The sequence below is a fragment of the Salinibacterium sp. NG253 genome (assembly GCF_015864945.1).
In the GTDB taxonomy this organism is placed as follows: Bacteria; Actinomycetota; Actinomycetes; order Actinomycetales; family Microbacteriaceae; genus Rhodoglobus.
Genome location: NZ_JADYWF010000001.1, coordinates 681,264 through 701,573 on the forward strand (window position 1 = coordinate 681,264; position 20,310 = coordinate 701,573).

Here is a 20,310-nt window from a genome sequence, read left to right on the forward strand (position 1 = left end):
CTAGTGAATGGCACGGGTTTCAAGAGTGTCTGCTCCCTGCGCTGGCATGATCCAGATCAGGTTCGACGGTCGAAGCTTGGAGAAGCTCCCTCTCAGCCCGGCTCACCGGACTCCCGTGTTCGCCACCCAGTCTAATCATCAATAGGCTCGGGGTATGGACTTCCGCATCTTCACCGAACCTCAGAACGGCGCCAGCTACACCGATCAGCTTCTTCTTGCGCAAGCAGCAGAGAAGCTCGGCTTCAACGGGTATTTCCGCTCCGACCACTATGTGACGATGGATGACCGCAACGGCGGACTACCCGGCCCCACTGATTCGTGGACGACGCTGGCGGGGCTTGCGCGCGAGACTTCGACCATTCGACTCGGGACCCTCGTCTCGTCGGCGACCTTCCGGCATCCGGGAGTTTTGGCCATTCAGGTAGCTCAAGTCGACGACATGTCGGGCGGCCGTGTGGAGCTCGGGCTCGGCACCGGCTGGTTCGAACGTGAACATGCTGCGTACGGCATCCCTTTTCCTGCGAAGCGGTTCGGGATGCTCGAGGAGCAGCTCGACGTGATCACCGGCATCTGGGCAACGGAGCCCGGAAAGACCTTCTCGTATGAGGGCAAGCACTACCAGCTGAGCCAGTCGCCCGCGCTGCCGAAGCCCGTGCAGAATCCGTTGCCGATCATCATCGGCGGCAGTGGTCCAAGCCGTACACCGGCGCTCACCGCTCAGTTTGCCGCCGAATACAACGCGGGCTTCGCAACCATCGCACCGCTGAAGGAGCGCATCAACCGCGTGCGTGCCGCGTGCGAGCACTTCGAGCGCGACCCCGCCACGCTCGTGCTTTCCATTGCCGGCACGACCGCTGTCGGAGCCACCGAATCTCAAATCGAAGCGCGTGCTACCGCAGCCAATGGAACTCCCGCCGACCTGCGTCTTGGCGGCTTCGCGGGAACTGCCAGCGAAGTCGTCGACAAGATTTCAGAGCTGCAGGCACTCGGATTCACTCGCGTGTACTTCCAGATCATGGACTTCCACGACCTCGACCAGCTCGACTTCCTCGCTCGCGAGGTCGTGCCGCAACTCGACTAGGCGCGCTCGGCGCTAGGAATCCTGATCGACCGTGACAAAGTCGATGAGGTGCTCGACGCGCCCCAAAAGCGCTGGTTCAAGGTCACCGAAGTTTTTCACCTTCGACAGAATGAACTGCCACGCGCGGGCGATATCGGCTTGGTCTTCGTGCGGCCAGCCGAATGCTTCACAGATGCCGTGCTTCCACTCGATCGTGCGCGGCACCGTAGGCCAGGCAGCAATTCCGAGACTTTGTGGCTTCACGGCCTGCCAGACATCGACGAATGGATGACCAACCACAAGCGCATGCTTGCCGTACTTGCCGCGCCCCACGGCATCCGCAATTCGGCTCTCCTTCGAGCCGGGAACAAGGTGATCGACCAAGATTCCCAACTTGCGGTCAGAGGTGGGGGCAAAGTCTGCAACGATCTTCTCGAGATCGTCAATTCCGCCTAAAAACTCGACGACGACACCTTCGGCGCGTAGGTCATCACCCCACACTTTTTCGACGAGTTCCGCATCATGGCGACCTTCAACATAGATGCGACTCGCGAGCGCTGTGCGGGCACGCTGCTCGGGGGCAGCAAACGACCCGGAGGCGGTTTTGCGGGCGGCAGCAGCCTTCGGCGCGGGCTTGACGAGCTCTACCGGCACACCGTCGATGAGATAGCCGCTGCCAAGAGGGAACGCGCGAGCGGACCCCCGACGGTCTTCGAGTTCCATGAGCCCGTTGGCGAAACCTACCAGGGCACCAACGTAGCCATCCGCGATGACTTCGACGACCATCCCGGATTCGATGGGCACTTTCGGGAGCACTGCTGGCCCGCGCTTGATAGAGAAATCAGCGAGAACGTCGTGGGAATAGCGGTCGTCAGTCACCGATCGAGGTTAAGCGGTGCCGCCGAGTTGCTGGCGGAGGCGCGACGAGAGCTCGCAAGGTTCGTCGACGGTTGAGCGAATGCGACTGCCGGACGTTGAGCATGCTCCCGCCAGAGCGCGACGCCCACGGCGGCCGAAACACCAATTCCGGAACCGATAGCCGAGAGCAGAATGTCAACGACATCGGCGTAGCCGACGGGCATCCACACCGTCTGGGCGGCTTCGAGCCATGCTGCGGCAACGATGCTGAAGGCGAGCGCTGCCCACCAGCGGCGGCGACCGAACATGCCAACCAAGAAAATGCCAACCGGGATAAACGCAACGGTGGTCCAGATCCAGAAGCGACCGTTGCTGCCCGGAGCGATCACGAAAGAGAGACTCGCCAAGGCGGCGAAGTAGAGCGCTGCGGCTAACGCAACGGCAAATCTCGATCGGAACATACCAGCCATTGTCACAAGCGCATCTTTGCGCAAGTTGTGAGAAGGGTGGAAGCGGGATGTGAACAGCGCCTTTTAAGGCAACGATTCGATAACTGCGCTCCCCTAATTGGCTGCCAACCGCTCCACTTCACGCGCGATCGGCGGCAACACACGACGCATGTAGCGCCCCCACCACAGTCGAATAATCAACCACACGATCCAGCCGCGGGCCGGCTTAGCGAAGAAGGTATAACTCCAGCGGATGCGCGAACCGGTGGTGCGGTCGTCGAACCGCCACTCGGCTCGGGCACCAGAAACGAGCAGCCCAAAAAGTTTCTGAAATTCACTGAGCTCGTAGGCAAACAATTCGGGTGCAGCGGCGTCGGTGATCGTCTCAATCACGTGGCCGCCATCGGAGAGCACGAGGCGTCGGGTGTGACCGACGGCATCCCACGTTCCGGACTGCTCAAGCACCGTGACGACGGCGGGCAAGGGTCCGAAGCGAGGATAGAACTGTGCCGGATCAAGCGGCCCCGAGAAATCGTAAGCCTGCTGAGCACTCGCTCGCGTGCGAGCGTGCGCGGTTGCCGTGACTCCCCGCTGGCCGGCGCGAGTCATTCGGATTCCCACGATTCGGGGCCGGGCGAGCCTGCCGGATACTCCTCAAGCGGAACCTGATTGGTGCGAAAAGCGTCGAGCACGGGAGCGACTATTCGCCAGCACTGTTCGGCAATATCACCGCGCACCGACAGCACCGGATCCCCATCAACGAGAGAGGCAATCACCTCGCCATAGGCGCTCATGGCTGGATCGCCAAGAGTTGTCGTTAGTTGAGTGCGGTCGAGCGAGAAGGGGTCGCCGGCACCATTCACGATGAGGTCGAGTTCGAGGGTCGCTGGCTTGATCGAAATAGTGAGTTTCGCCGGATCTTCGCTGCCCGTGAGGCCATAAGGAAGGTGCGGCACCGGCGCAAACGTGATCACGATGTCTTGGCGAGCTTTGACCAGAGCCTTGCCTGAACGCAACACAAACGGCACACCAGCCCAACGCCAGTTATCGATCTCGAACGTCACTTCAGCCAAAGTCTCTGTGCCGAAATCAGGATTCACACCATCTTCGTCAACGTAGGCCGGAAGCTCGCGGTCACCGATGGTGCCCGCCGTGTAGCGCGCACGCCGAGCGCACGTGCCGTCGAGAGTTTGCACCCGCGTTGCACGAAGCACCTGGGCCATCGACCCCCGCAAATCTTCTGAACTCACACTCGCCGGGGGTTCCATTGCCGTCAGCGCCAAGACCAGCAGCAAATGGCTTTGGATCATGTCGACAACAGCGCCAGCGCGATCGTAATAACCGGCGCGACCTTCGAGAGCGAGGGCCTCATCGAAAATTAGCTCAACCTTCGCCACGTTCGGAGCACCCAACAGTGGCTCAAAAATGCGGTTCGCAAATCGCAAACCGATAAGGTTCAGCACCGTCGACTTGCCCAAGAAATGGTCAACCCGAAAAACCTGTTCCTCGGGCACGATCGCCTGCAACACCCGGTTCAAATCGCGGGCACTAGCCTCATCGCTTCCGAATGGCTTCTCGAGAGCAAGCACGATCCCGGCGGGCAAATCGAATGTCGCCAACACCGAAACAACCTGTTGGGCGATCGCGGGAGGCAACGCAAAATACAACGCGACGCGGCCGGTAGCCGATTCGATCACCTGGCGCACTTGCTGCGCGTTGGTGACGTCGGCCTGCACGTAGTGCGCTGCACCAGCAACGGCATCAGACGTGGGCGAAGCGTGTGCAGCGAAGGAGGCCGAGACGCGCTTCTGCCAGGCTGCGTCATCCATTTCTTGACGATCCACGCCAATAACAGTGAGCTCTTCAGCTTCGTCACTGGCCAGATACGACGCGAGGCCAGGTAGTAGCAGGCGGGAGGTGAGGTCTCCGCCTGCACCCAAGATGATCAGTGTTTCAATCCGTGCCGTCATCATGCACTCTCTGCTCGATACTGCTGAAGGTCGTGCTACTTCGTTTCGCTACTGCCAGTATCACTATCGACGCTCGGCGGTTGCTGAGTCGGAACAGCAGTTGCGGATGCCGTGGCCGTGACGCCAGCGAATGTGGACGCTGATCCGCGACGCGACCATGCCATCCACCACCAGACGATGGCGCCGACGACGGCGGAGCCAAGGATGCCGACGACGGGGCCGAGAAGAACAGTGCCACCGACAGCAGAGTCTGTGACGTTCGCGGCGAACGTGAGGTAGGCCACAAAGAGCGGAACATCAAGCAGAGCGACAATGCCGAGGGATTGGAAGGTGACCTGCCACGGCTTGCGCACAGATCCACGCTTGAGCAAGAACACGCTCGCGAAAGCGGCGAGCGCCACCAGGAGCAACGCGACGATGCCGACGACGATGATCACGGTGCCGATCACGCTGCCTGCGCCGCTCACAAAATCGCGCACGGCCGGAACGTCGCCAAAGAGACCGCTGACACCGGAGGCGGTGCCGCCCACGAGCAAGGTGAGCCCGCCACCGAGGGCGACGAAGCCCAACATGAGCCAGCCGATAGAGAAGAAGGCGTGCGATACCGCTCCCGCAACAAGAGAATGGCCCCGCTGTGCACTGGTTAGCTGCGCTTTTTGCATGGTTCGACGTTAGCGCAGCGGTACGACGTACGTGGAGAATCCGCGTAATCGACGACACAACGTGAGAATCAGTCTTGACACCAAAACGCGGGTGATTTGGGCGCTTTGCACGACAATCGGGGGTGAGAGTCGCTACGGTTTGGAATATGAAATCGTGGAGGGACGCGCTCAACGCCGAGCAGCAGGCTGACGTTGATCGAATTCTCGACTCTGCGCTCAATGTGGCACGAAGCCATTTGGGGCATGCGAGTGAGTTCATGACGTTCGCGCTGATGACGGATGGCAGCGGCCGGGTGCTTGAAATGACCGCTGACGAAGCGCTGAAGAAGAAGCACTTGGATGCCGAAAAACTTATTGCGCAAACCGTGACTCAGTTGCGCCAAATGGCCGCAATTTCTCGCTGCAGTGCCATCGTCTCGAACACGAGAGTGGCGTCGCTCAAGTCCGACGCGATCGAAGTGCGAATCGAGCATAAAGCGGGCGCAGCACTCATGGTTTTGCTCCCATATACGCGAGCCAGATTCACAGGTGCCCTAACTTTCGGCGATCTCAAGCTGTATTCGCACACCGCTGAAGTCTGGGTATAGCCAGAGAAATTTCACCGAGCGCGGAAGTTTTGAGACGCTCCGTGCGTTACTAGATGGCATGAACAAGCGAATTCTCGCGGTCATTGTCGCTCTTGCCGTCGTGGTTATTGCAGCAGTTTCGATCGTCGCAGCCCAGAACCCGAACAGCTCTGACGAGTCGACGGCCACCGACAGCACGTCTCAGAGCGCTGAGAGCTCAAGCGACTCCGGCGCCGAAGCCGAGGACGTTGTTGCTGTCGAGAACGACGGTGGCGGCTCCTACGTCGACTACAGCCCCTCGGCTGTTGCGGATGCCGATGGTCGCGTCATCCTGTTCTTCCACGCCACGTGGTGCCCCCAGTGCGTCTCGGCCGATGGCGACATCAAGGCTTCGGGCGTTCCCTCTGGAATAACGATCGTGAAAGTCGACTACGACACCAACCAGGACCTGCGGGCCGAATACGGTGTTACTCAGCAGACGACGTTCGTTGAGGTCGATTCCAATGGCGAAAAGGTACAAGACAACTTTGTTGCGACCGTCGAACCCACGTTGAACGCGGTTCTCACCGCCCTCGGTTAAGCCCCGATGCTCAGCCTGATTCTGCTCTCGTTTGTGGCGGGAGTTCTGACGGTTGCTGCGCCCTGCGTGCTGCCGCTGTTGCCGGTCATCGTTGGCGGTTCGATCGCGCGCACCAGTAGTGATTCCACGGTGGCTGAACGCCAGTGGTTCCGCCCTGTAGTTATCGCGGTGAGCCTCGCGGGGTCGGTGATCATCTTCACCCTGCTGCTCAAAGCAACGACAGCTCTGCTGGGGATCCCGCAGCTGGTGTGGCAGATCATTGCCGGCGGCATCCTGATCATCTTCGGCCTCACGCTGGTATTCCCCGCGCTCTGGGAGCGCTTTATGCTCGCCACGGGCATCCAAAATCGGGCAAACGCCGTGATGAACCGTTCGTATTCACGCGGCGGCCTTGGCGGCGATGTGATGCTCGGTGCCGCGCTCGGCCCGACCTTCAGCAGCTGCTCCCCCACCTATGCGCTCATCTTGGCCACCGTCTTGCCTGTCTCGTTTGCCGAGGGACTGCTCTACATCGTTGTGTATGCCATCGGTCTCGCCATCGCGCTGCTCATGATCGCGTTTCTCGGTCAGGCATTCGCTCGCAAACTCGGCTGGCTCGCTAACCCCAACGGCGTCTTCAAGCGCGTGATCGGCATCATTTTGTTGGTCGTGGGTCTCGCCGTCATCCTCGGTCTCGATAAGCAGTTCCAGAGCTACGTGCTCGAGCAGGGCTGGTACGACCCGATTCAACGGTTCGAAGAGAGCATTACCGGCTAGTCGCTCTGAGAGTAGGCTTCGGTGACCGTTATCGACCGGAGGTTGTCATGGTTCCCGAAATTAACTACATCGCCGTCATCTTGGCGACGCTATCGAGCATGATCGTCGGCACCATCTGGTATTCCCCGCGCGTATTTGGCAACTACTGGATGAAGGCAGCCAACGTCACCCCCAGCGGCAACACTGCGGATGCCGTTCGACCCATTGTGATCACCGTCATCGTGAGTTTCTTCACGGCCTGGATTCTTGCCGGCGCCGCCTTCATCGCCTCTGACTTTTATGGCGGAAGCTTCTTTCTCAACACCGTCTTGACGAGCATCGTGTTGTGGGGTGGCTTCACCGCCGCCCGCTTCATTACTCACGACCAGTTCGATGGGCGCCCCAACGGCCTCACCGTGTTGAACGTGAGCCACGAGTTCGTGACGATTGTGGTTATGGCGATCATCATCGGGGTGTGGCCGGCGTAACTGCGCTCTGGACCGGCGGCAGCCCCAAGGAGCACTGGAGCAGCCGCCACGCGCGCTGCAGTCCGCTAGATGAGCTGAATCGACACCTGAACCGTGTCACCGAGCTCTAGACCCTCAGCGCGGCGCACAGCGGCCTTCACAGGCAGAAAGAAGCTGTCTTCCACGCTGCTGTTAGGAAAGATCGACGTCGTCCACGTGGTGGAGCCAATCGTGACTTCTACCGCGATGGCACCGAACCCCCGCGGCGGTGACGGGATCTCTTTAACGTCGGCTCCGACATCCGGCGGCACCTGCACAAAATAGACGCTTGGCTTCGACGACCACGGCGTGATCTCAGACGTGAACTCGAACTCGGGTTTCATACGTTGAGCGTAGTCCGGCACTGGCTGCGGCTGCGCCGGCCAAATACTGCGGTTAAAAAACTCGACCGGTAGCCTGAGCTACCGGTCGAGCATGTCAGAGGGCATCATCATGGGGTGCCGTTAGCCTTTGACCACCTGAGTGGTGATTGAGGTGGGGTTCGCGAACAGGTCGAGTACGGGGCAGTGGGCGTCGACTGCGTCGCGAAGTTCGTCGTAGCGTTCCTGCGACTCTGGACCGGTGATGGTCGCGAAGAGGCGGATGGCGCCGAAGCCGTTGCGCACGTTCTCGTCGATTCCGAAGAGGCCGCGAACGTCGAGGTCACCCTCGGCCTTGACCGAGATGTCGTCTACCTGGATGTCGAGCGCCTGAGCGTAGAGACGGAAGACGACTACCTGACAGGCGATCAGCGCGCCAAGAGCAATCTCAACGGGGCTGGCGGCAACATCATCACCGGCGAGTCCTTCGGGCTCGTCGATGTGGAAGACGTGCTTTCCTGCCTTGAGTACGGTGCCGACAGAGCCGACGCCCTTGCCAGTGACGGCGTACGTGAGTTCGGCCGCGGCGGGCTTTGCGGCAATTCGCGAGTTCCAGGCAGCGCCGGCAGCGGTGAGTCGGGCTGCACGGTCGGCAGCGAGATCAATGGTCGTGGTTTCGTTCGTGAGAAGTGTCATGCGGCGACGGTAATCGCATTCCACCGCGGTCGCGAGAGCACCCCGTAACACACCGAAATAGTGCTTAACAAAGAGATTTATTACGTGCGAACTCGCAGCGCGACCGGCACGGACGCGATTGCCACTACCGTCGCCAGACCGAGTGCTGCTACGAAGCCGACCCCATCCGCGAGGCCGCCGACGGCAGCGAAAACAAGACCGCTGAAGGCGATCGCGATGGCGCCACCAGCGGCATCCGAAATCGACAGGGCAGCACTATTGAAACCTTGGTCTCGAGCGCTGGAATGACTGAGCACGAGGGTCGAGAGCCGCGGAAAGGTGATGCCCATGCCGGCGCCAGCGACGAGCCAGCCGATCGCGGCGACCCACAACGAGAGCATGAAATACGCGGTAGCGAGCTGGGTAGCGATTCCCACGCTGAGCAAGAGTGCGCCCGCAACCACCACGCGCCCATGAGAAACAGATTCCGGAAGGCGGCCCTGCAGCGCTGAGCCCACCGCCCACGAGACGGCGCCGACCGTGAGGATGAGACCCGCGGCCCAGGCGGGCAAACCGTAGCGTTCGTTCAGCAAGTACGGCAGATAGACCTCGGTCGAGAAGAAGGCGGCGGCAAAGAAACCGCGCAACACGATCGTGGCGGGCAGCCCGCGTCGGAAGCTCAACGAACCGGTTGGCAGCAACGGCCGCAGCGCAATGATGACGACCACGAACGCTCCCCCTGCGAGCGGCCAGGCCAGCGCACCTTCGCGTTCACCACCGAGGCTGATGCCCATCACTGCCAGCGCGGCAATGATCGCCCAGACCACAGCGCGGCTGCCCGACGACTTCTCGGCAGGCACCACCGGCTGACTCACTAGGATGCGAATAGCAGGCAGGATCGCGAATGCCGCCGCCAGCACCAGAAACACGACGCCGAAGAAAACCCAGTGCCAGCTGATCTGTTCGGCAACGACGCCAGCAAGAGGCGGACCGATCAGCGAGGGCAATACCCACGCCGAGGCGAAGAGCCCAAAGATTTTCGGATGCAACGCCGCCGGATAGAGGCGCGCGACAACCACATACAGCGCGACAATGAGCCCTCCGGAACCAAGCCCCTGCAGAAAGCGGCCCGCGATGAAAATACCCATCGTGCCGGCGAAACCCGCCGCCAGAAGACCGAGCGTGAAGACTGCCATGGCCGCGATCAGCGGCTTGGCCGGCCCGGTGCGGTCTGACCACTGACCGGCAAGAACCATTCCGATCACGCTCGCCGCAAGAGTGCTCGAGAACGCGACCGAATAGAGCGCCTGACCGTCGAGATCACGACTAATCGTCGGCATGATCGTGGTGACTGCGAGCGTCTCAAAAGCGCCCAAAAAGATCAGAGCAAATGCCCCGATCGTTGTCCACAATAGGTGGGCCGAAAAAATGCTCGTCGGAATAGGGATGGGGCCGGTGGTTGCGCCCACGGGGATGTTGCTTGTCATGGTGTTGAGCTCTTCAGTAGTGCGAAGCTACTGCAGACGGAACGGATGGTTCCTCGTCGGTGCGGCGGGTGATCACGCGCTCACACTGGCGGCTGCGGTGCCATTCCAGTGTATGCCGCCCGCTCTCCAAAACAAACAAATTTGACTAAGTTCGGATGCTGGCGCGATTGCGCGTGCGACTACGAAATCTCGACGACTGTGCCCTGCCCCAACTCGTCAGCATCGGCATCCGTGACCACAGCAAAAACGCCGGTTGGGATGCCGGGAAGGTTCGCCACACGATTGGCCACGCCGGTGAGCGTCGACTCGTCGGCACCCGTGATCACGATGACATACGCGTCGTTGAACACGTCGCCTTCTTCGACAACGAAAATCTCGCCGCCCTCTTCGAGCTCGTTCGTGAACTCCACGAGCGATTCGATCCACGGGAACCGCGACTCGCCCTCGGCCGCATTGGCATCGGGGGTAAGCGGTACGTGGATTTCGACAACGAGTTCAGCAGAATCAGACATGACCACAACGGTACTGCCTGCAGCCGACAAGTGCTGCTCGCCCTATTCAGCGGAAGCGCGCTCCAAGACAAGTTCACGCACGCGAGCGGCATCAGCCTGACCCTTCATTGCCTTCATGACCGCACCAATAACCGCACCGGCAGCCTGAACCTTGCCATCGCGAATCTTCGCAAGAACATCAGGCTGAGCAGCAAGCGCCTCATCGATCGCCGCAATGAGCGGGCCGTCATCCGACACCAGCTTGAGTCCACGACTATCGACAACCTCGGCAGGCGAACCCTCGCCAGCAATGACACCCTCGAGAACCTGGCGGGCCAGACTGTCGTTGAGAACACCATCGTTGATGAGCGTGACGAGAGCCGCGACATCCGCGGGGGTAATCAATGAGCTGGGGTCTGCACCCTGGATGTTCGCGAGTCGAGCGATTTCGCCCGTCCACCACTTGCGGGCCTGAGCTGCAGTCGTGCCTGCCTCGATGGTCATCTCGATCTCAGTGAAGAGACCAGCATTGTTGACATCGCGGAACTCAAGATCGGTGAAGCCCCACGCGGCCTGCAGACGCTTGCGACGCTCGGCCGGAGGCTCGGGAAGAGCTGCGCGCAGCTCTTCGATCAGTGCGAGCGACGGCTCAACAGGCAGCAGGTCAGGCTCCGGGAAGTAACGGTAGTCATCAGCGTCGCTCTTGGGGCGACCAGCACTGGTAACACCGGTGTCTTCGTGCCAGTGGCGCGTCTCCTGAGTGATCGTGCCACCCTTCTGAAGAATGGCCGCCTGACGCTGGATTTCGTAACGAACCGCGCGCTCAACGCTGCGCATCGAGTTCACGTTCTTGGTTTCGGTGCGCGTTCCGAGCTTTCCGGAGCCGCGCGGGCTCAACGAAATGTTCGCGTCACAGCGCAGGTTGCCGCGCTCCATGCGAGCCTCGGAGATACCGAGCGAACGAACGATGTCGCGAATAGCCGACACATACGCCTTGCCGACCTCGGGAGCATCCGCTTCGGTGCCCGTGATCATGTGCGTGACGATCTCGACGAGGGGAACGCCCGCGCGGTTGTAATCGACGAGCGAATACTCGGCACCCTGGATGCGACCGGTAGCGCCACCCACATGAGTGAGCTTGCCCGCGTCTTCTTCCATGTGCGCGCGCTCGATCGGAATCGTGATCGTGCGACCGCTCTCGAGCTCAATGTCGACAGAACCCTCGAACGCGATCGGCTCATCGAACTGGCTGATCTGGTAGTTCTTCGCCAGGTCAGGGTAGAAATAATTCTTACGGGCAAAGCGCGAACTCGGCGCAATCTGGCAGCCGAGCGCCAGGCCGAGAGAGATCGAATACTTGATCGCCTCTTCGTTGACGACAGGCAAGCTGCCGGGCAAACCGAGATCTACCGGAGTGATCATGGTGTTCGGTTCGCCGTGCTCAGCACCGGATGCTGCCGGGTTCGGCGCATCCGAGAACATCTTGGTCTGGGTATTCAACTCGACGTGCACCTCGAAACCGAGCGTCGGCTCAAATAGTTCGAGTGCTTTGTCGTAGTCCATCAATTCAGCTTTAGCCACCAGATGATTGTACGTGGCGCAGCGGCACGGTATCGGTACCCGGTTCGAGCGGCGCGGATGCTGGGGCCAAAATTGGTTCATCGTCGTCGCTCGGAATAGCTTCAGCCTCAATCGTGAAGTCGCTGAACTCTTCAGACTTCTCGGAACGAACGAAGGCGATCCCGGCCAAAATCAGGGCTCCCCCGATGAACTGCATGATCGACAGGTTCTCGCCGATCAACAGCCAGGCGTAAATCGCCGCCGTGACGACCTCGAGCAATCCGACGAACGACGCGAGACGAGAACCGAGCATTTCGCTCGCCATGATGCTCGTCGAGTACGCGATGCCGGTCGCGACGATACCCACGATGAGCAGCGGAACCCACCACGGAGCCACGATGCCGAGCACCGTGACATCCACCATCGGCATATCGAACGGCACAATGCCCACGAGACCGACAAGACCGAGAATGAGCCCACCGAGCAGCAGGCCAGCCGATGCAAGCGCGACGGCCGGAAGCCCTTCGCTCGTTCGCGCGGCAACGACGTAATACACGGCGGCACCGATAGCAGCGCAGGCGCCAAACATGATTCCGAGGGGATCGAGAGCGCCCGACCCCTCGGGAGAGACGACCAGGATGAGTCCGCCAAGGGCGACAACGGAGCCGATAAGAACAACAGCCTTGGGCGTGCGCCGTGACGTCACCCACGCGAACGCGACGAGCAACAGCGGCGCCATGTATTCCAAAAGGATCGCGATGCCGACCGGAATGCGCTCGATCGCCGCGAAGTACACCAACTGGGTTCCTGACACGCCAATGATCGCCATGAGAAGGATGCGACTGCGCGCGTACCAGAGTGCGAACCAGCGACCTTTGAGGGCGATAATCGCGAACGGCGCCAGCACCGCACCACCAATAAGCACTCGAAGTGTCACGGCAGCCGCTGGGCTCCAGCCGGCTTCGAGCACGGGCTTCACGAGTGCTCCGGAGAGCCCGAAACTAGCTGCGGCAACTAGCGCAATGAGCATGCCGAGGGTGGTGGATGAACGTTTCATGGGCAACTGCTTCGAACGAGATTGACGAGTATTTCTGCTGACGCTAGTCTCGAAACAAATAAGGAGTCAAATTGCAATTTGCCCCTGACACGGTGGAGAGTCTCGAGTTTGCCGTTTTGCTCGGCAACACGCACAAGCTCGCGAGTAGATCCGGCGACGATGAACTCGAATCGGTCAGCCAAGTTCAGGCCCTCATCACCCAGTTTCGCTTTAGCGGTCGCATCGATCGCGACGACAACGAAGTCGCCGAAGTTCGCACGGTGCGCGACCGCATTCGCGGCGTCTGGAAGCTCACGCGCGACGATGCCGCTACCGAAATCAATGCCATGCTCGCCGAAGCGAAAGCGCTGCCCTTCTTGGCACGACACGGCGACTTCGACTGGCATCTGCACGCCAATGACCCCGAAGCACCGCTCGCCGAACGCATTCAAGCAGAAGTGGGCCTTGCGCTCGTCGACGTCGTGCGCTCCGACGCCATGTGGCGCTTGAGGCGCTGCCAAGCCCCCGATTGCGAAGGCCTGATGGCCGACCTGTCACGCAACGGCTCACGCCGCTTCTGCAGCATCCGTTGCGGAAATCGGATGAATCAAATCGCCTATCGCGAACGGCAAGCAGCAGGCAACTAGCCGAGCGACGGAACCTGACTCGGCAGGGTGTGGCCCCACTGCTGCTCAAGCAAGCGCTCGAGCGTTGCGCCAACCTCGTAGAGACGAGCATCGCCGCGAGCCGGTGCCATGATCTGGAAGCCAGTGGGAAGACCATCCTCGGGAGCGAGCCCCATCGGAAGACCCATGCCGGGGATGCCCGCGAGGTTGGCCGGAATCGTCGTGACGTCGTTGAGGTACATCGCCATCGGGTCTTCGAGCTTTTCACCGAGCTTGAACGCGGTGGTCGGCGCCGAGGGCGAGACGAGAACGTCAGCCTTCTCGAACGCTGCAGCGAAGTCGCGCTGAATGAGCGTGCGCACCTTCTGCGCGCTGCCGTAGTAGGCGTCGTAATAGCCGGCACTGAGCGCATACGTGCCGAGGATGATGCGGCGCTTGACCTCGTCACCGAAACCGGCTTCGCGGGTCGCTGCCATCACGTCCTCGACGGTTCCGCCGCCTTCGGGCGTGACGCGGAGGCCGAAGCGCACCGAGTCGAACTTGGCGAGGTTACTCGACGCCTCGGCGGGGAGGATGAGGTAGTAGGCCTCGACGGCGTACTCAAAGTGCGGAGCATCCACTTCAACGATCTCGGCACCGAAATCGGTGAGCAGCTGCAGTGCTTCGTGGAAGCGTTGCGAGACACCGGCCTGGAAGCCGGGGCTGTCGAGCTGCTTGATGACACCAACGCGAACGCCCTTGAGGCTTTCGGCGGCGGCACCGGCACGAGCGGCAGCAGCAAACGACGGCCACTGCTCGTTGAGCGACGTGGAGTCGCGCGGGTCCCAGCCACCAATGACATCGTGCAGCAACGCCGAGTCGAGAACGGTGCGCGAGACGGGGCCAACCTGGTCGAGCGACGACGCCAACGCGATCGCACCGTAGCGCGATACTCCACCGTAGGTGGGCTTGACACCAACAGAACCCGTGACGGATGCCGGCTGACGGATCGAACCACCGGTGTCAGAACCGAGGGCGAGCGGAGCTTCAAACGCGGACACTGCCGCGGCCGAGCCACCACCGGACCCACCGGGGATTCGGTCGAGATCCCACGGGTTATGAGTCGGACCATACGCCGAGTGCTCGGTTGACGACCCCATGGCGAACTCATCCATGTTGGTCTTGCCGAGCGGAATCAGGCCGGCCGCACGCAGCTTCGCCACGGGAGTGGCGTCGTAGGGCGGAACCCAGCCTTCAAGGATTTTTGACCCAGCAGTGGTGGGCATATCGATCGTGCAGAGCACATCTTTGACGGCAACGGGCACACCGGCGAGCTCGCCGAGCGACTCTCCTGCCGCACGACGCTCGTCGATGCGCTTGGCGTTGGCCAGAGCATCCACTGACACGTGCAAGAACGCGTGAACCTTGTCATCGACGGCAGCGATGCGGTCGAGGTGCGCTTGGGTTGCTTCAACCGACGAGACTTCGCCTGAGCTCAGCTTGGTAGCCAGCTCGGATGCCGACAGGCGGGTGAGGTCGTTCAGATCTGCCATTACTGCTCTTCTCCCAGAATCGCGCTAACCGCAAAACGTGAACCATCGTGCTCGGGTGCTCCTGCCAGCGCCTGCTCAGTAGTGAGCGTGACTCCGGGAACATCGGCACGGAAAACATTGCTCAACGGAATCGGATGACTCGTTGCCGGAACATCGTCGGTAGCGACTTCGCTGACCTTGGCCACAGAATTGACGATTGCGCCGAGCTCGCCAGTGAGCTTCTCGATTTCATCAGTGGTGAGGGCGATACGGGCGAGCGAGGCGAGGTGCGAAACGACCTCGCTGGTGATCGCACCAGGATTGGTGTCAGTCATGGAGCTCCGAAGATGGGAAACAGACAGGGAACCGTATAAGTGTATTCGGCTTAGCGAGCGGCGAGGAGCGACAGGGCGAGAGCATCGACACTCACGGCCGTATTACTCAGTACGACAGCCGCCCGCGAGCGCTCTCGATCGAACCCGACAAAGCTCGCGAAGCCGCCGGTCATTCCGTTGTGCCACGTGATCCCGTCGGGGTTCGTGAGCCAGGCGTAGCCGATTCGTCCCTGCCGCGGCACGGCGATGCGCGGGGTTGTAGCGGCGACGCCAGGCGCACTGCTGTCGAGTTGCGCCTCGACGTAGCGCATCATGTCGGGCAGGGTAGAGCGGATGTTGCCCGCCGGCCCATACGCATTCATCGTCCACGCGTCGCTGGCTCTGCCCCGCGCATCGAAACCCGTTGGCGCTTCGATGGGAAGTTCGGTGGCGGTCGCGAACGAAGCCGTATGTGCGAGCCTCAACGGAGCGGCTATGCGCTCGGTAACGAGCTCGGAATAGATCTGGCCGGCAGCTACGGCAAGAGCCTGCCCCAGCAGAGCGAACCCCAGATTCGAATACGAAAAAACTCCCGGCTTTCCTAGCGGAGTGGCAGCTGTCTGGCTGACGAGCTCAGCGACGGATGCCGTGTATGGGTCACGGCCAGCCTTCACCGCCCGGTTGCCCCGACGGAACTCGGCGAAGCTCACCGGCAGCCGCGGTAGCCCGCTGTGCTGAGTGGCGATGCTTTCTAAGGTGAAAGCGGCTGCGGGGCAGCCTCCCAGCTCCAGCAGTTCGCCCGCGGTCGTTTCGGTGGTTACTTCACCGTTCTCGAGCGCGAGTGCGAACAGCGACGCCGTGATGGTTTTAGTGACGGAGCCGATTTCGAAAGTGCGCTCATCCTCCGCACCGAACTGAGCAGTGCGCCACTGCCCCGCATTCCACAACGCCACGCTCATCACATTGTGACCTCGAGAGCGCACGCGGTGCTGAACGAGTTCGATCAGCTTACGATCGCCAGCTATCGGCTCCGCCAACCGGAGTTGGTGCTTGGGGCGTCGCGCCATCAGCTCTGATTGTGTGTCAATGAGCCGGAGGCCCGCTCGACAACCGGAATACCTTCAGGGATAACAAGGTCGCCGCGACCGATGCACATCAAAGCGAAGTTGCGCATTGCTTCGGTGCCGGGAGTGAAGTATTCGTTGTGACCAATAGAACCGGCGAGTTCTTGCTTCTGAATCACGTCGAAGCTGCCGCTCACTCCGAGCGACTGAGCGCCGAAGGATGCGGTGCCAGGATCTGCACCAAAGTAGGAGCTGTTGGGAATCGGATCCCACGCGGCCTCCCCCACAAACACGTTGCCGTTGCGCACATTCAAATCAGCGACCGACTCTGCGGGACTGCCGGGCGAACCCACCATCGCCAAAGCATCGATCTGGAAGTCGTATTCCGACAACGCCATCATTGCCGCCGTTGTTCCATAGGAATGTGCCACTACCGAAATATAGGGCTGATCGGCACCACGCTGCGCCTGCAGACCGAGAATGGCGTTGGCCAAGGTGTCACGGCCTTGCACGGCGTTATCGATCGCCCCCACGTTAGTGAGATTGGGGGTGTCGTAGCCGATCCACGCGACCGTCGCGACCGTCTCGTTGCTCGTGAAGACCGACTGAGAATCAAAGTATTCAAGCCACGCCTGTTGCTCGGTGTAGAGCGTGTTGGCGGCATCCGCCCAATACGACATCTGACCCTCGATGGTGAAGAACATGCCCGGCACCAAGAAACTCACGTAATCGGCATCGTTCAGATCGCCCAACACGATGGCTGCGCGGCCCTGCCCGGTGACGTCCAAGGTGACCAGAGTGCGCTCAGGGCTCGCACTATCGAAAACGAGAGCCTCCGAAATGGAGGACAACATGCTGAGTTGCTGGCGTGCGCTCTGCTGAACCGCACGACCGGCATCCGAATCTACGACCGAAGAAAGTTCCGCGATCGTCTCATCAAGCACCGTGCGGTTGCTGACGTCGCGAATCGTGTAGGGCACGCCCTCAAGGTTGCCGAGCAGTTGCGGACTCGCCACTTCGAGCGCGGCGCGGCGATCGGTAGCCAAATCGCCCCACCACAATGCCACTTCTTGCGCGGGCGGTTGGGAAAGGAGAATTTGCTCAACAGCGCCAGGGCGAGCCGCGAGGTACTCCGAAATGCCGCTAGTGGGGATGCTCGCGAGCGCTGTCAGAGTGCGACCGCTGAAGGTGGAGGTGCCGACTGCAGAACCGCTCACCGCACCGGTGGTATCGACAACCGGGCCCACGAAGGGGGCTGGCGCATCGCTCGTGACGATCGAACTGAACTGTACTTCGGGCGCGCCAGAGGCCTCGGTGGCGGGTAAGCCGACGACCGAGGTAGCTAAAACGAGTGCAATTTCAATCAGCAACGACGGGTATTCCCCTCAGGAACATTGACCGTGCGCCATCCCCGCACACGAACACGTTCAGCTAATCCTAAGGCAGTAGCGCCCTGTTCGGGGGTAAACCGAAGGCAATACTGTGGTTTTGCATAGTTTTAAATAGCTTCAGGGCCACCTTCGAGCAGACGCGCAAATTGTGCGGCGTCGAGCACCGGGATGCCCAATTGCTCCGCTTTGGTGAGTTTGGAACCGGCACCGGGCCCTGCAGCAACGTAGTCAGTCTTTTTGCTCACGCTGGAGGCTGCTTTAGCACCCGCCGCGATGATCGCCTCTTGTGCCCCTTCGCGAGTGAATCCCTCCAGGCTTCCGGTCGCGACAATGGTCAAACCAGCGAGAATTCCGTCGCTGGATTGAGCCGCACCGGGGCCAGCATGACCGGGAGTTGACCACTGCACGCCCGCATCTGTCCAGCGCTGAACAATCTCCTGGTGCCAATCCACCTCGAACCAGTCAGCGACAGAGTCGGCGATGATTCCGCCAACGCCATCCACGGCAGCGAGCTCTTCTCGCGTCGCCTCCCGAATAGCGGTGAGCGAACCAAAATAGTCCGCAAGAGCGCGCGCAGCGACAGGCCCAACGTGGCGGATGCTCAAACTCACGAGAAGTCGCCAGAGGGGTTTGGTTTTCGCTTCCTGAAGGTTGGCGATGAGCTTAATAGCGTTGCTCGAGGGCACCCAGTCGGGGGTTCCAGCAAACTCGGTCGCGTCGGCATCGAACTCGGGGTCAGCATCTTTGCCCGTGAACTTGCGGGCCCGGCGGAACGGAGTGACGAGTCGCTCGGTGCCATCATCGTTGACGAGCACCTCCCCCGTCTCGGAGTCACGAACCGCAACGACAATCGGGAAAATATCTTTCACCGTGAGATCGAACAGCCCCGCCTCGTTGATCAACGGGGGCACCTCGGGTTCGCGAGGTTGAGTGAGGGCGCGGGCAATTACTTCGCCAAGCACCTCAATATCGAGACCGCCGCGGCTGCCGGCATGTTCGATACGACCGCGCACTTGAGCGGGGCAACTGCGGGCATTCGGACACCGCAGATCGATGTCGCCCTCTTTCATCGCCCGCAGCGGTGTTCCACATTCTGGGCAATTCGTGGGCATCACAAACGCGTACTCGCTGCCGTCGCGCAACTCTTCGACCGGGCCCAGAATTTCGGGAATCACATCGCCCGCCTTGCGCAGCACCACGGTGTCGCCGATGAGTACGCCTTTGCGCTTGACGACATCCTGATTGTGCAGAGTCGCCTGCCGCACAACTGAGCCGGCGACAAGCGCTGGCTCCATGACCGCATAGGGAGTTGCTCGACCGGTGCGCCCGACCCCGACCACGATGTCGAGCAGTTTTGTGTTGACCTGCTCAGGCGGATATTTGTAGGCGATAGCCCATCGCGGAGCCCGAGAAGTGGCACCGAGCTCATCGTGAAGCGCGAGCTCATCGACCTTGATCACGATGCCGTCGATCTCGTGCTCGACGCTGTCACGGTGTTCGCCGTAGTAGCGAATGAAATCTTCGACTTCGCCCGCTGTAGGCACCACCCGGAAGTATTTGCTCGTGGGCAGACCCCAGCTGGCCAGTACGCCGTAGATCTCACTCTGAGTGCGAATGGGCTCGTGCCCCTCGCGCTCACCATTCCATGCGCCGATGCCGTGCACGAGCATGCGCAGCGATGACAATCGCCGACGCATGTGGGCAAGTTTCTCTTCAGATTTGCCCTCAGACTTTTGGCGAAGCGACCCTGCCGCAGCGTTGCGTGGATTCGCAAAAACCTTCTCGCCGATGCGGGCCTGTTCAGCGTTCAGTTCGCGGAACAGCTCAAGCGGAATGAACACCTCTCCACGCACTTCAACGATGGGCGGATGCCCGGTGCCAGCCAGCCGCTGTGGGATACCTTCCACACGCACGATGTTTTCGGTCACGTCTTCGCCGACGCGCCCATCGCCGCGAGTGGCAGCGCTGACGAGCACACCATCGAGGTAGCGCAAGTTGATCGCGAGCCCGTCGATCTTGAGCTCGCACAAGAAATCGACGTGGCGCGCTGAATCGCGCTGCACCTTCGCCGCCCATTCAGCAAACTCTTCGAGAGAGAAGACGTTGTCGAGGCTGAGCATGCGTTCTGCGTGCTCGACGGGATCAAAGAGCGTTGCCGCTTTGCCGCCAACGCTCTGCGTCGGGCTATCTTGGCCCTGGAGCTCTGGATGCAGCGCCTCAAGCTGCTCTAAGCGCTGAATCAGACGGTCGTACTCGGCATCGTCAACCAACACTTCGTCGCGCACGTAGTACGCATCGCGCAGTTCAAGAATTCGCGTGGTGAGGCTTTCGGCCTCATCGCGTGCCTCGGCAAGCGACGGATCGACGGTCTCGGCGACCTGACCATCGGACGAGTGGGAGGAACCTGAGTTCTCGGTGCTAGTAGCCACTCGTCAAGTGTAAACAGCGG

At 61.0% G+C, this 20,310-nt stretch carries 22 protein-coding genes and 1 riboswitch; of the genes, 6 read left to right on the forward strand and 16 right to left on the reverse strand.

Annotated elements, in window-relative coordinates; all coding sequences use genetic code 11:
* Positions 1-19: 19 nt before the first annotated feature.
* Positions 20-128, reverse strand: a riboswitch (TPP riboswitch).
* Positions 129-154: 26 nt separating this feature from the next.
* A complete protein-coding gene (locus tag I6E52_RS03300) occupies positions 155-1,081 on the forward strand; it encodes an LLM class F420-dependent oxidoreductase (RefSeq protein WP_197154859.1) in 927 nt (308 codons plus the stop codon).
* Between the two features lie 12 nt (positions 1,082-1,093).
* Here I6E52_RS03300 and I6E52_RS03305 read toward each other — a convergent pair whose 3' ends face one another.
* From I6E52_RS03305 to I6E52_RS03325, 5 genes are all read right to left on the reverse strand, one after another.
* The gene (locus I6E52_RS03305; protein WP_197154860.1) at positions 1,094-1,939 is read right to left on the reverse strand and encodes a DUF3097 domain-containing protein; all 846 of its coding nucleotides are present in this window, start codon (positions 1,937-1,939) and stop codon (positions 1,094-1,096) included.
* The gene (locus tag I6E52_RS03310; RefSeq protein WP_197154861.1) at positions 1,936-2,379 is read right to left on the reverse strand and encodes a VanZ family protein; all 444 of its coding nucleotides are present in this window, start codon (positions 2,377-2,379) and stop codon (positions 1,936-1,938) included. Before I6E52_RS03310 ends, I6E52_RS03305 begins: the two co-directional genes overlap by 4 nt.
* Positions 2,380-2,481: 102 nt before the next feature.
* Positions 2,482-2,976 (reverse strand): SRPBCC family protein, encoded by a 495-nt coding sequence (locus I6E52_RS03315; RefSeq protein WP_197124135.1) that lies wholly within the window; start codon positions 2,974-2,976, stop codon positions 2,482-2,484.
* On the reverse strand, positions 2,973-4,337 hold the full coding sequence (locus I6E52_RS03320) for a glucose-6-phosphate dehydrogenase (protein ID WP_197156921.1): 1,365 nt from the start codon (positions 4,335-4,337) through the stop codon (positions 2,973-2,975). The genes I6E52_RS03315 and I6E52_RS03320 overlap by 4 nt, the downstream gene beginning before the upstream one ends.
* A 35-nt stretch (positions 4,338-4,372) precedes the next feature.
* A complete protein-coding gene (locus I6E52_RS03325; protein ID WP_197154862.1) occupies positions 4,373-4,999 on the reverse strand; it encodes a hypothetical protein in 627 nt (208 codons plus the stop codon).
* A gap of 146 nt (positions 5,000-5,145) precedes the next feature.
* Between I6E52_RS03325 and I6E52_RS03330 the strand changes: the two genes are divergently transcribed.
* The 4 genes from I6E52_RS03330 to I6E52_RS03345 are packed head-to-tail and all read left to right on the forward strand — an operon-like array spanning position 5,146 to position 7,368.
* A complete protein-coding gene (locus I6E52_RS03330) occupies positions 5,146-5,586 on the forward strand; it encodes a hypothetical protein (RefSeq protein ID WP_197124131.1) in 441 nt (146 codons plus the stop codon).
* A 58-nt stretch (positions 5,587-5,644) separates the two neighbouring features.
* The gene (locus I6E52_RS03335) at positions 5,645-6,145 is read left to right on the forward strand and encodes a thioredoxin family protein (protein ID WP_197154863.1); all 501 of its coding nucleotides are present in this window, start codon (positions 5,645-5,647) and stop codon (positions 6,143-6,145) included.
* Positions 6,146-6,151: 6 nt separating this feature from the next.
* The gene (locus I6E52_RS03340) at positions 6,152-6,901 is read left to right on the forward strand and encodes a cytochrome c biogenesis CcdA family protein (RefSeq protein ID WP_197154865.1); all 750 of its coding nucleotides are present in this window, start codon (positions 6,152-6,154) and stop codon (positions 6,899-6,901) included.
* Between the two features lie 47 nt (positions 6,902-6,948).
* The gene (locus I6E52_RS03345; protein ID WP_197124127.1) at positions 6,949-7,368 is read left to right on the forward strand and encodes a DUF1761 domain-containing protein; all 420 of its coding nucleotides are present in this window, start codon (positions 6,949-6,951) and stop codon (positions 7,366-7,368) included.
* A gap of 65 nt (positions 7,369-7,433) precedes the next feature.
* Here the strand turns inward: I6E52_RS03345 and I6E52_RS03350 are convergent, their stop codons facing one another.
* The 6 genes from I6E52_RS03350 to I6E52_RS03375 all read right to left on the reverse strand — a co-directional run bounded on the left by I6E52_RS03350 (position 7,434) and on the right by I6E52_RS03375 (position 12,976).
* The gene (locus tag I6E52_RS03350; protein ID WP_197154867.1) at positions 7,434-7,730 is read right to left on the reverse strand and encodes a DUF1905 domain-containing protein; all 297 of its coding nucleotides are present in this window, start codon (positions 7,728-7,730) and stop codon (positions 7,434-7,436) included.
* Between the two features lie 120 nt (positions 7,731-7,850).
* On the reverse strand, positions 7,851-8,402 hold the full coding sequence (locus I6E52_RS03355) for an OsmC family protein (protein WP_197106011.1): 552 nt from the start codon (positions 8,400-8,402) through the stop codon (positions 7,851-7,853).
* 80 nt (positions 8,403-8,482) lie between these two features.
* On the reverse strand, positions 8,483-9,868 hold the full coding sequence (locus I6E52_RS03360) for an MFS transporter (protein ID WP_197154869.1): 1,386 nt from the start codon (positions 9,866-9,868) through the stop codon (positions 8,483-8,485).
* 179 nt (positions 9,869-10,047) lie between these two features.
* On the reverse strand, positions 10,048-10,380 hold the full coding sequence (locus I6E52_RS03365) for a glutamyl-tRNA amidotransferase (RefSeq protein WP_231599668.1): 333 nt from the start codon (positions 10,378-10,380) through the stop codon (positions 10,048-10,050).
* Positions 10,381-10,422: 42 nt separating this feature from the next.
* Positions 10,423-11,940, reverse strand: a complete 1,518-nt coding sequence (gene gatB, locus I6E52_RS03370) for an Asp-tRNA(Asn)/Glu-tRNA(Gln) amidotransferase subunit GatB (protein WP_197154871.1) — start codon at positions 11,938-11,940, stop codon at positions 10,423-10,425.
* A complete protein-coding gene (locus I6E52_RS03375) occupies positions 11,933-12,976 on the reverse strand; it encodes a DMT family transporter (RefSeq protein ID WP_197154873.1) in 1,044 nt (347 codons plus the stop codon). The genes gatB and I6E52_RS03375 overlap by 8 nt, the downstream gene beginning before the upstream one ends.
* 71 nt (positions 12,977-13,047) lie before the next feature.
* On the opposite strand from I6E52_RS03375, the gene I6E52_RS03380 reads away from it, so the two are divergent.
* On the forward strand, positions 13,048-13,602 hold the full coding sequence (locus tag I6E52_RS03380; RefSeq protein WP_197154875.1) for a CGNR zinc finger domain-containing protein: 555 nt from the start codon (positions 13,048-13,050) through the stop codon (positions 13,600-13,602).
* On the opposite strand, the gene gatA is transcribed toward I6E52_RS03380, so the two are convergent.
* The 5 genes from gatA to ligA form a co-directional block, all read right to left on the reverse strand.
* Positions 13,599-15,104 (reverse strand): Asp-tRNA(Asn)/Glu-tRNA(Gln) amidotransferase subunit GatA, encoded by a 1,506-nt coding sequence (gene gatA, locus I6E52_RS03385; protein ID WP_197156923.1) that lies wholly within the window; start codon positions 15,102-15,104, stop codon positions 13,599-13,601. The two genes, I6E52_RS03380 and gatA, sit on opposite strands and share 4 nt — an antisense overlap.
* Positions 15,105-15,112: 8 nt before the next feature.
* The gene (gene gatC / locus I6E52_RS03390; protein ID WP_197124114.1) at positions 15,113-15,427 is read right to left on the reverse strand and encodes an Asp-tRNA(Asn)/Glu-tRNA(Gln) amidotransferase subunit GatC; all 315 of its coding nucleotides are present in this window, start codon (positions 15,425-15,427) and stop codon (positions 15,113-15,115) included.
* 50 nt (positions 15,428-15,477) lie between these two features.
* Positions 15,478-16,473 carry a serine hydrolase gene (locus tag I6E52_RS03395; RefSeq protein ID WP_197154876.1) on the reverse strand — a complete coding sequence of 332 codons (996 nt, stop codon included), beginning with the start codon at positions 16,471-16,473 and terminating at the stop codon, positions 15,478-15,480.
* A complete protein-coding gene (locus tag I6E52_RS03400) occupies positions 16,473-17,840 on the reverse strand; it encodes an alpha/beta hydrolase (protein WP_197154877.1) in 1,368 nt (455 codons plus the stop codon). Before I6E52_RS03400 ends, I6E52_RS03395 begins: the two co-directional genes overlap by 1 nt.
* Before the next feature lie 128 nt (positions 17,841-17,968).
* A complete protein-coding gene (ligA, locus tag I6E52_RS03405) occupies positions 17,969-20,290 on the reverse strand; it encodes an NAD-dependent DNA ligase LigA (RefSeq protein WP_197154878.1) in 2,322 nt (773 codons plus the stop codon).
* Between the last annotated feature and the right edge of the window lie 20 nt (positions 20,291-20,310).

What these genes read in the sequence shown, in the direction of transcription:
- I6E52_RS03375 (WP_197154873.1), bottom strand. Translation starts at nt 12,976, where the DNA reads ATGAAACGTTCATCCACCACCCTCGGCATGCTCATTGCGCTAGTTGCC.
- I6E52_RS03340 (WP_197154865.1), top strand. Translation starts at nt 6,152, where the DNA reads ATGCTCAGCCTGATTCTGCTCTCGTTTGTGGCGGGAGTTCTGACGGTT.
- I6E52_RS03310 (WP_197154861.1), bottom strand. Translation starts at nt 2,379, where the DNA reads ATGTTCCGATCGAGATTTGCCGTTGCGTTAGCCGCAGCGCTCTACTTC.
- I6E52_RS03320 (WP_197156921.1), bottom strand. Translation starts at nt 4,337, where the DNA reads ATGACGGCACGGATTGAAACACTGATCATCTTGGGTGCAGGCGGAGAC.
- I6E52_RS03350 (WP_197154867.1), bottom strand. Translation starts at nt 7,730, where the DNA reads ATGAAACCCGAGTTCGAGTTCACGTCTGAGATCACGCCGTGGTCGTCG.
- gatC (WP_197124114.1), bottom strand. Translation starts at nt 15,427, where the DNA reads ATGACTGACACCAATCCTGGTGCGATCACCAGCGAGGTCGTTTCGCAC.
- I6E52_RS03335 (WP_197154863.1), top strand. Translation starts at nt 5,645, where the DNA reads ATGAACAAGCGAATTCTCGCGGTCATTGTCGCTCTTGCCGTCGTGGTT.
- I6E52_RS03355 (WP_197106011.1), bottom strand. Translation starts at nt 8,402, where the DNA reads ATGACACTTCTCACGAACGAAACCACGACCATTGATCTCGCTGCCGAC.
- I6E52_RS03315 (WP_197124135.1), bottom strand. Translation starts at nt 2,976, where the DNA reads ATGACTCGCGCCGGCCAGCGGGGAGTCACGGCAACCGCGCACGCTCGC.
- I6E52_RS03300 (WP_197154859.1), top strand. Translation starts at nt 155, where the DNA reads ATGGACTTCCGCATCTTCACCGAACCTCAGAACGGCGCCAGCTACACC.
- I6E52_RS03325 (WP_197154862.1), bottom strand. Translation starts at nt 4,999, where the DNA reads ATGCAAAAAGCGCAGCTAACCAGTGCACAGCGGGGCCATTCTCTTGTT.
- I6E52_RS03365 (WP_231599668.1), bottom strand. Translation starts at nt 10,380, where the DNA reads ATGTCTGATTCTGCTGAACTCGTTGTCGAAATCCACGTACCGCTTACC.
- I6E52_RS03395 (WP_197154876.1), bottom strand. Translation starts at nt 16,473, where the DNA reads ATGGCGCGACGCCCCAAGCACCAACTCCGGTTGGCGGAGCCGATAGCT.
- I6E52_RS03360 (WP_197154869.1), bottom strand. Translation starts at nt 9,868, where the DNA reads ATGACAAGCAACATCCCCGTGGGCGCAACCACCGGCCCCATCCCTATT.
- I6E52_RS03330 (WP_197124131.1), top strand. Translation starts at nt 5,146, where the DNA reads ATGAAATCGTGGAGGGACGCGCTCAACGCCGAGCAGCAGGCTGACGTT.
- I6E52_RS03345 (WP_197124127.1), top strand. Translation starts at nt 6,949, where the DNA reads ATGGTTCCCGAAATTAACTACATCGCCGTCATCTTGGCGACGCTATCG.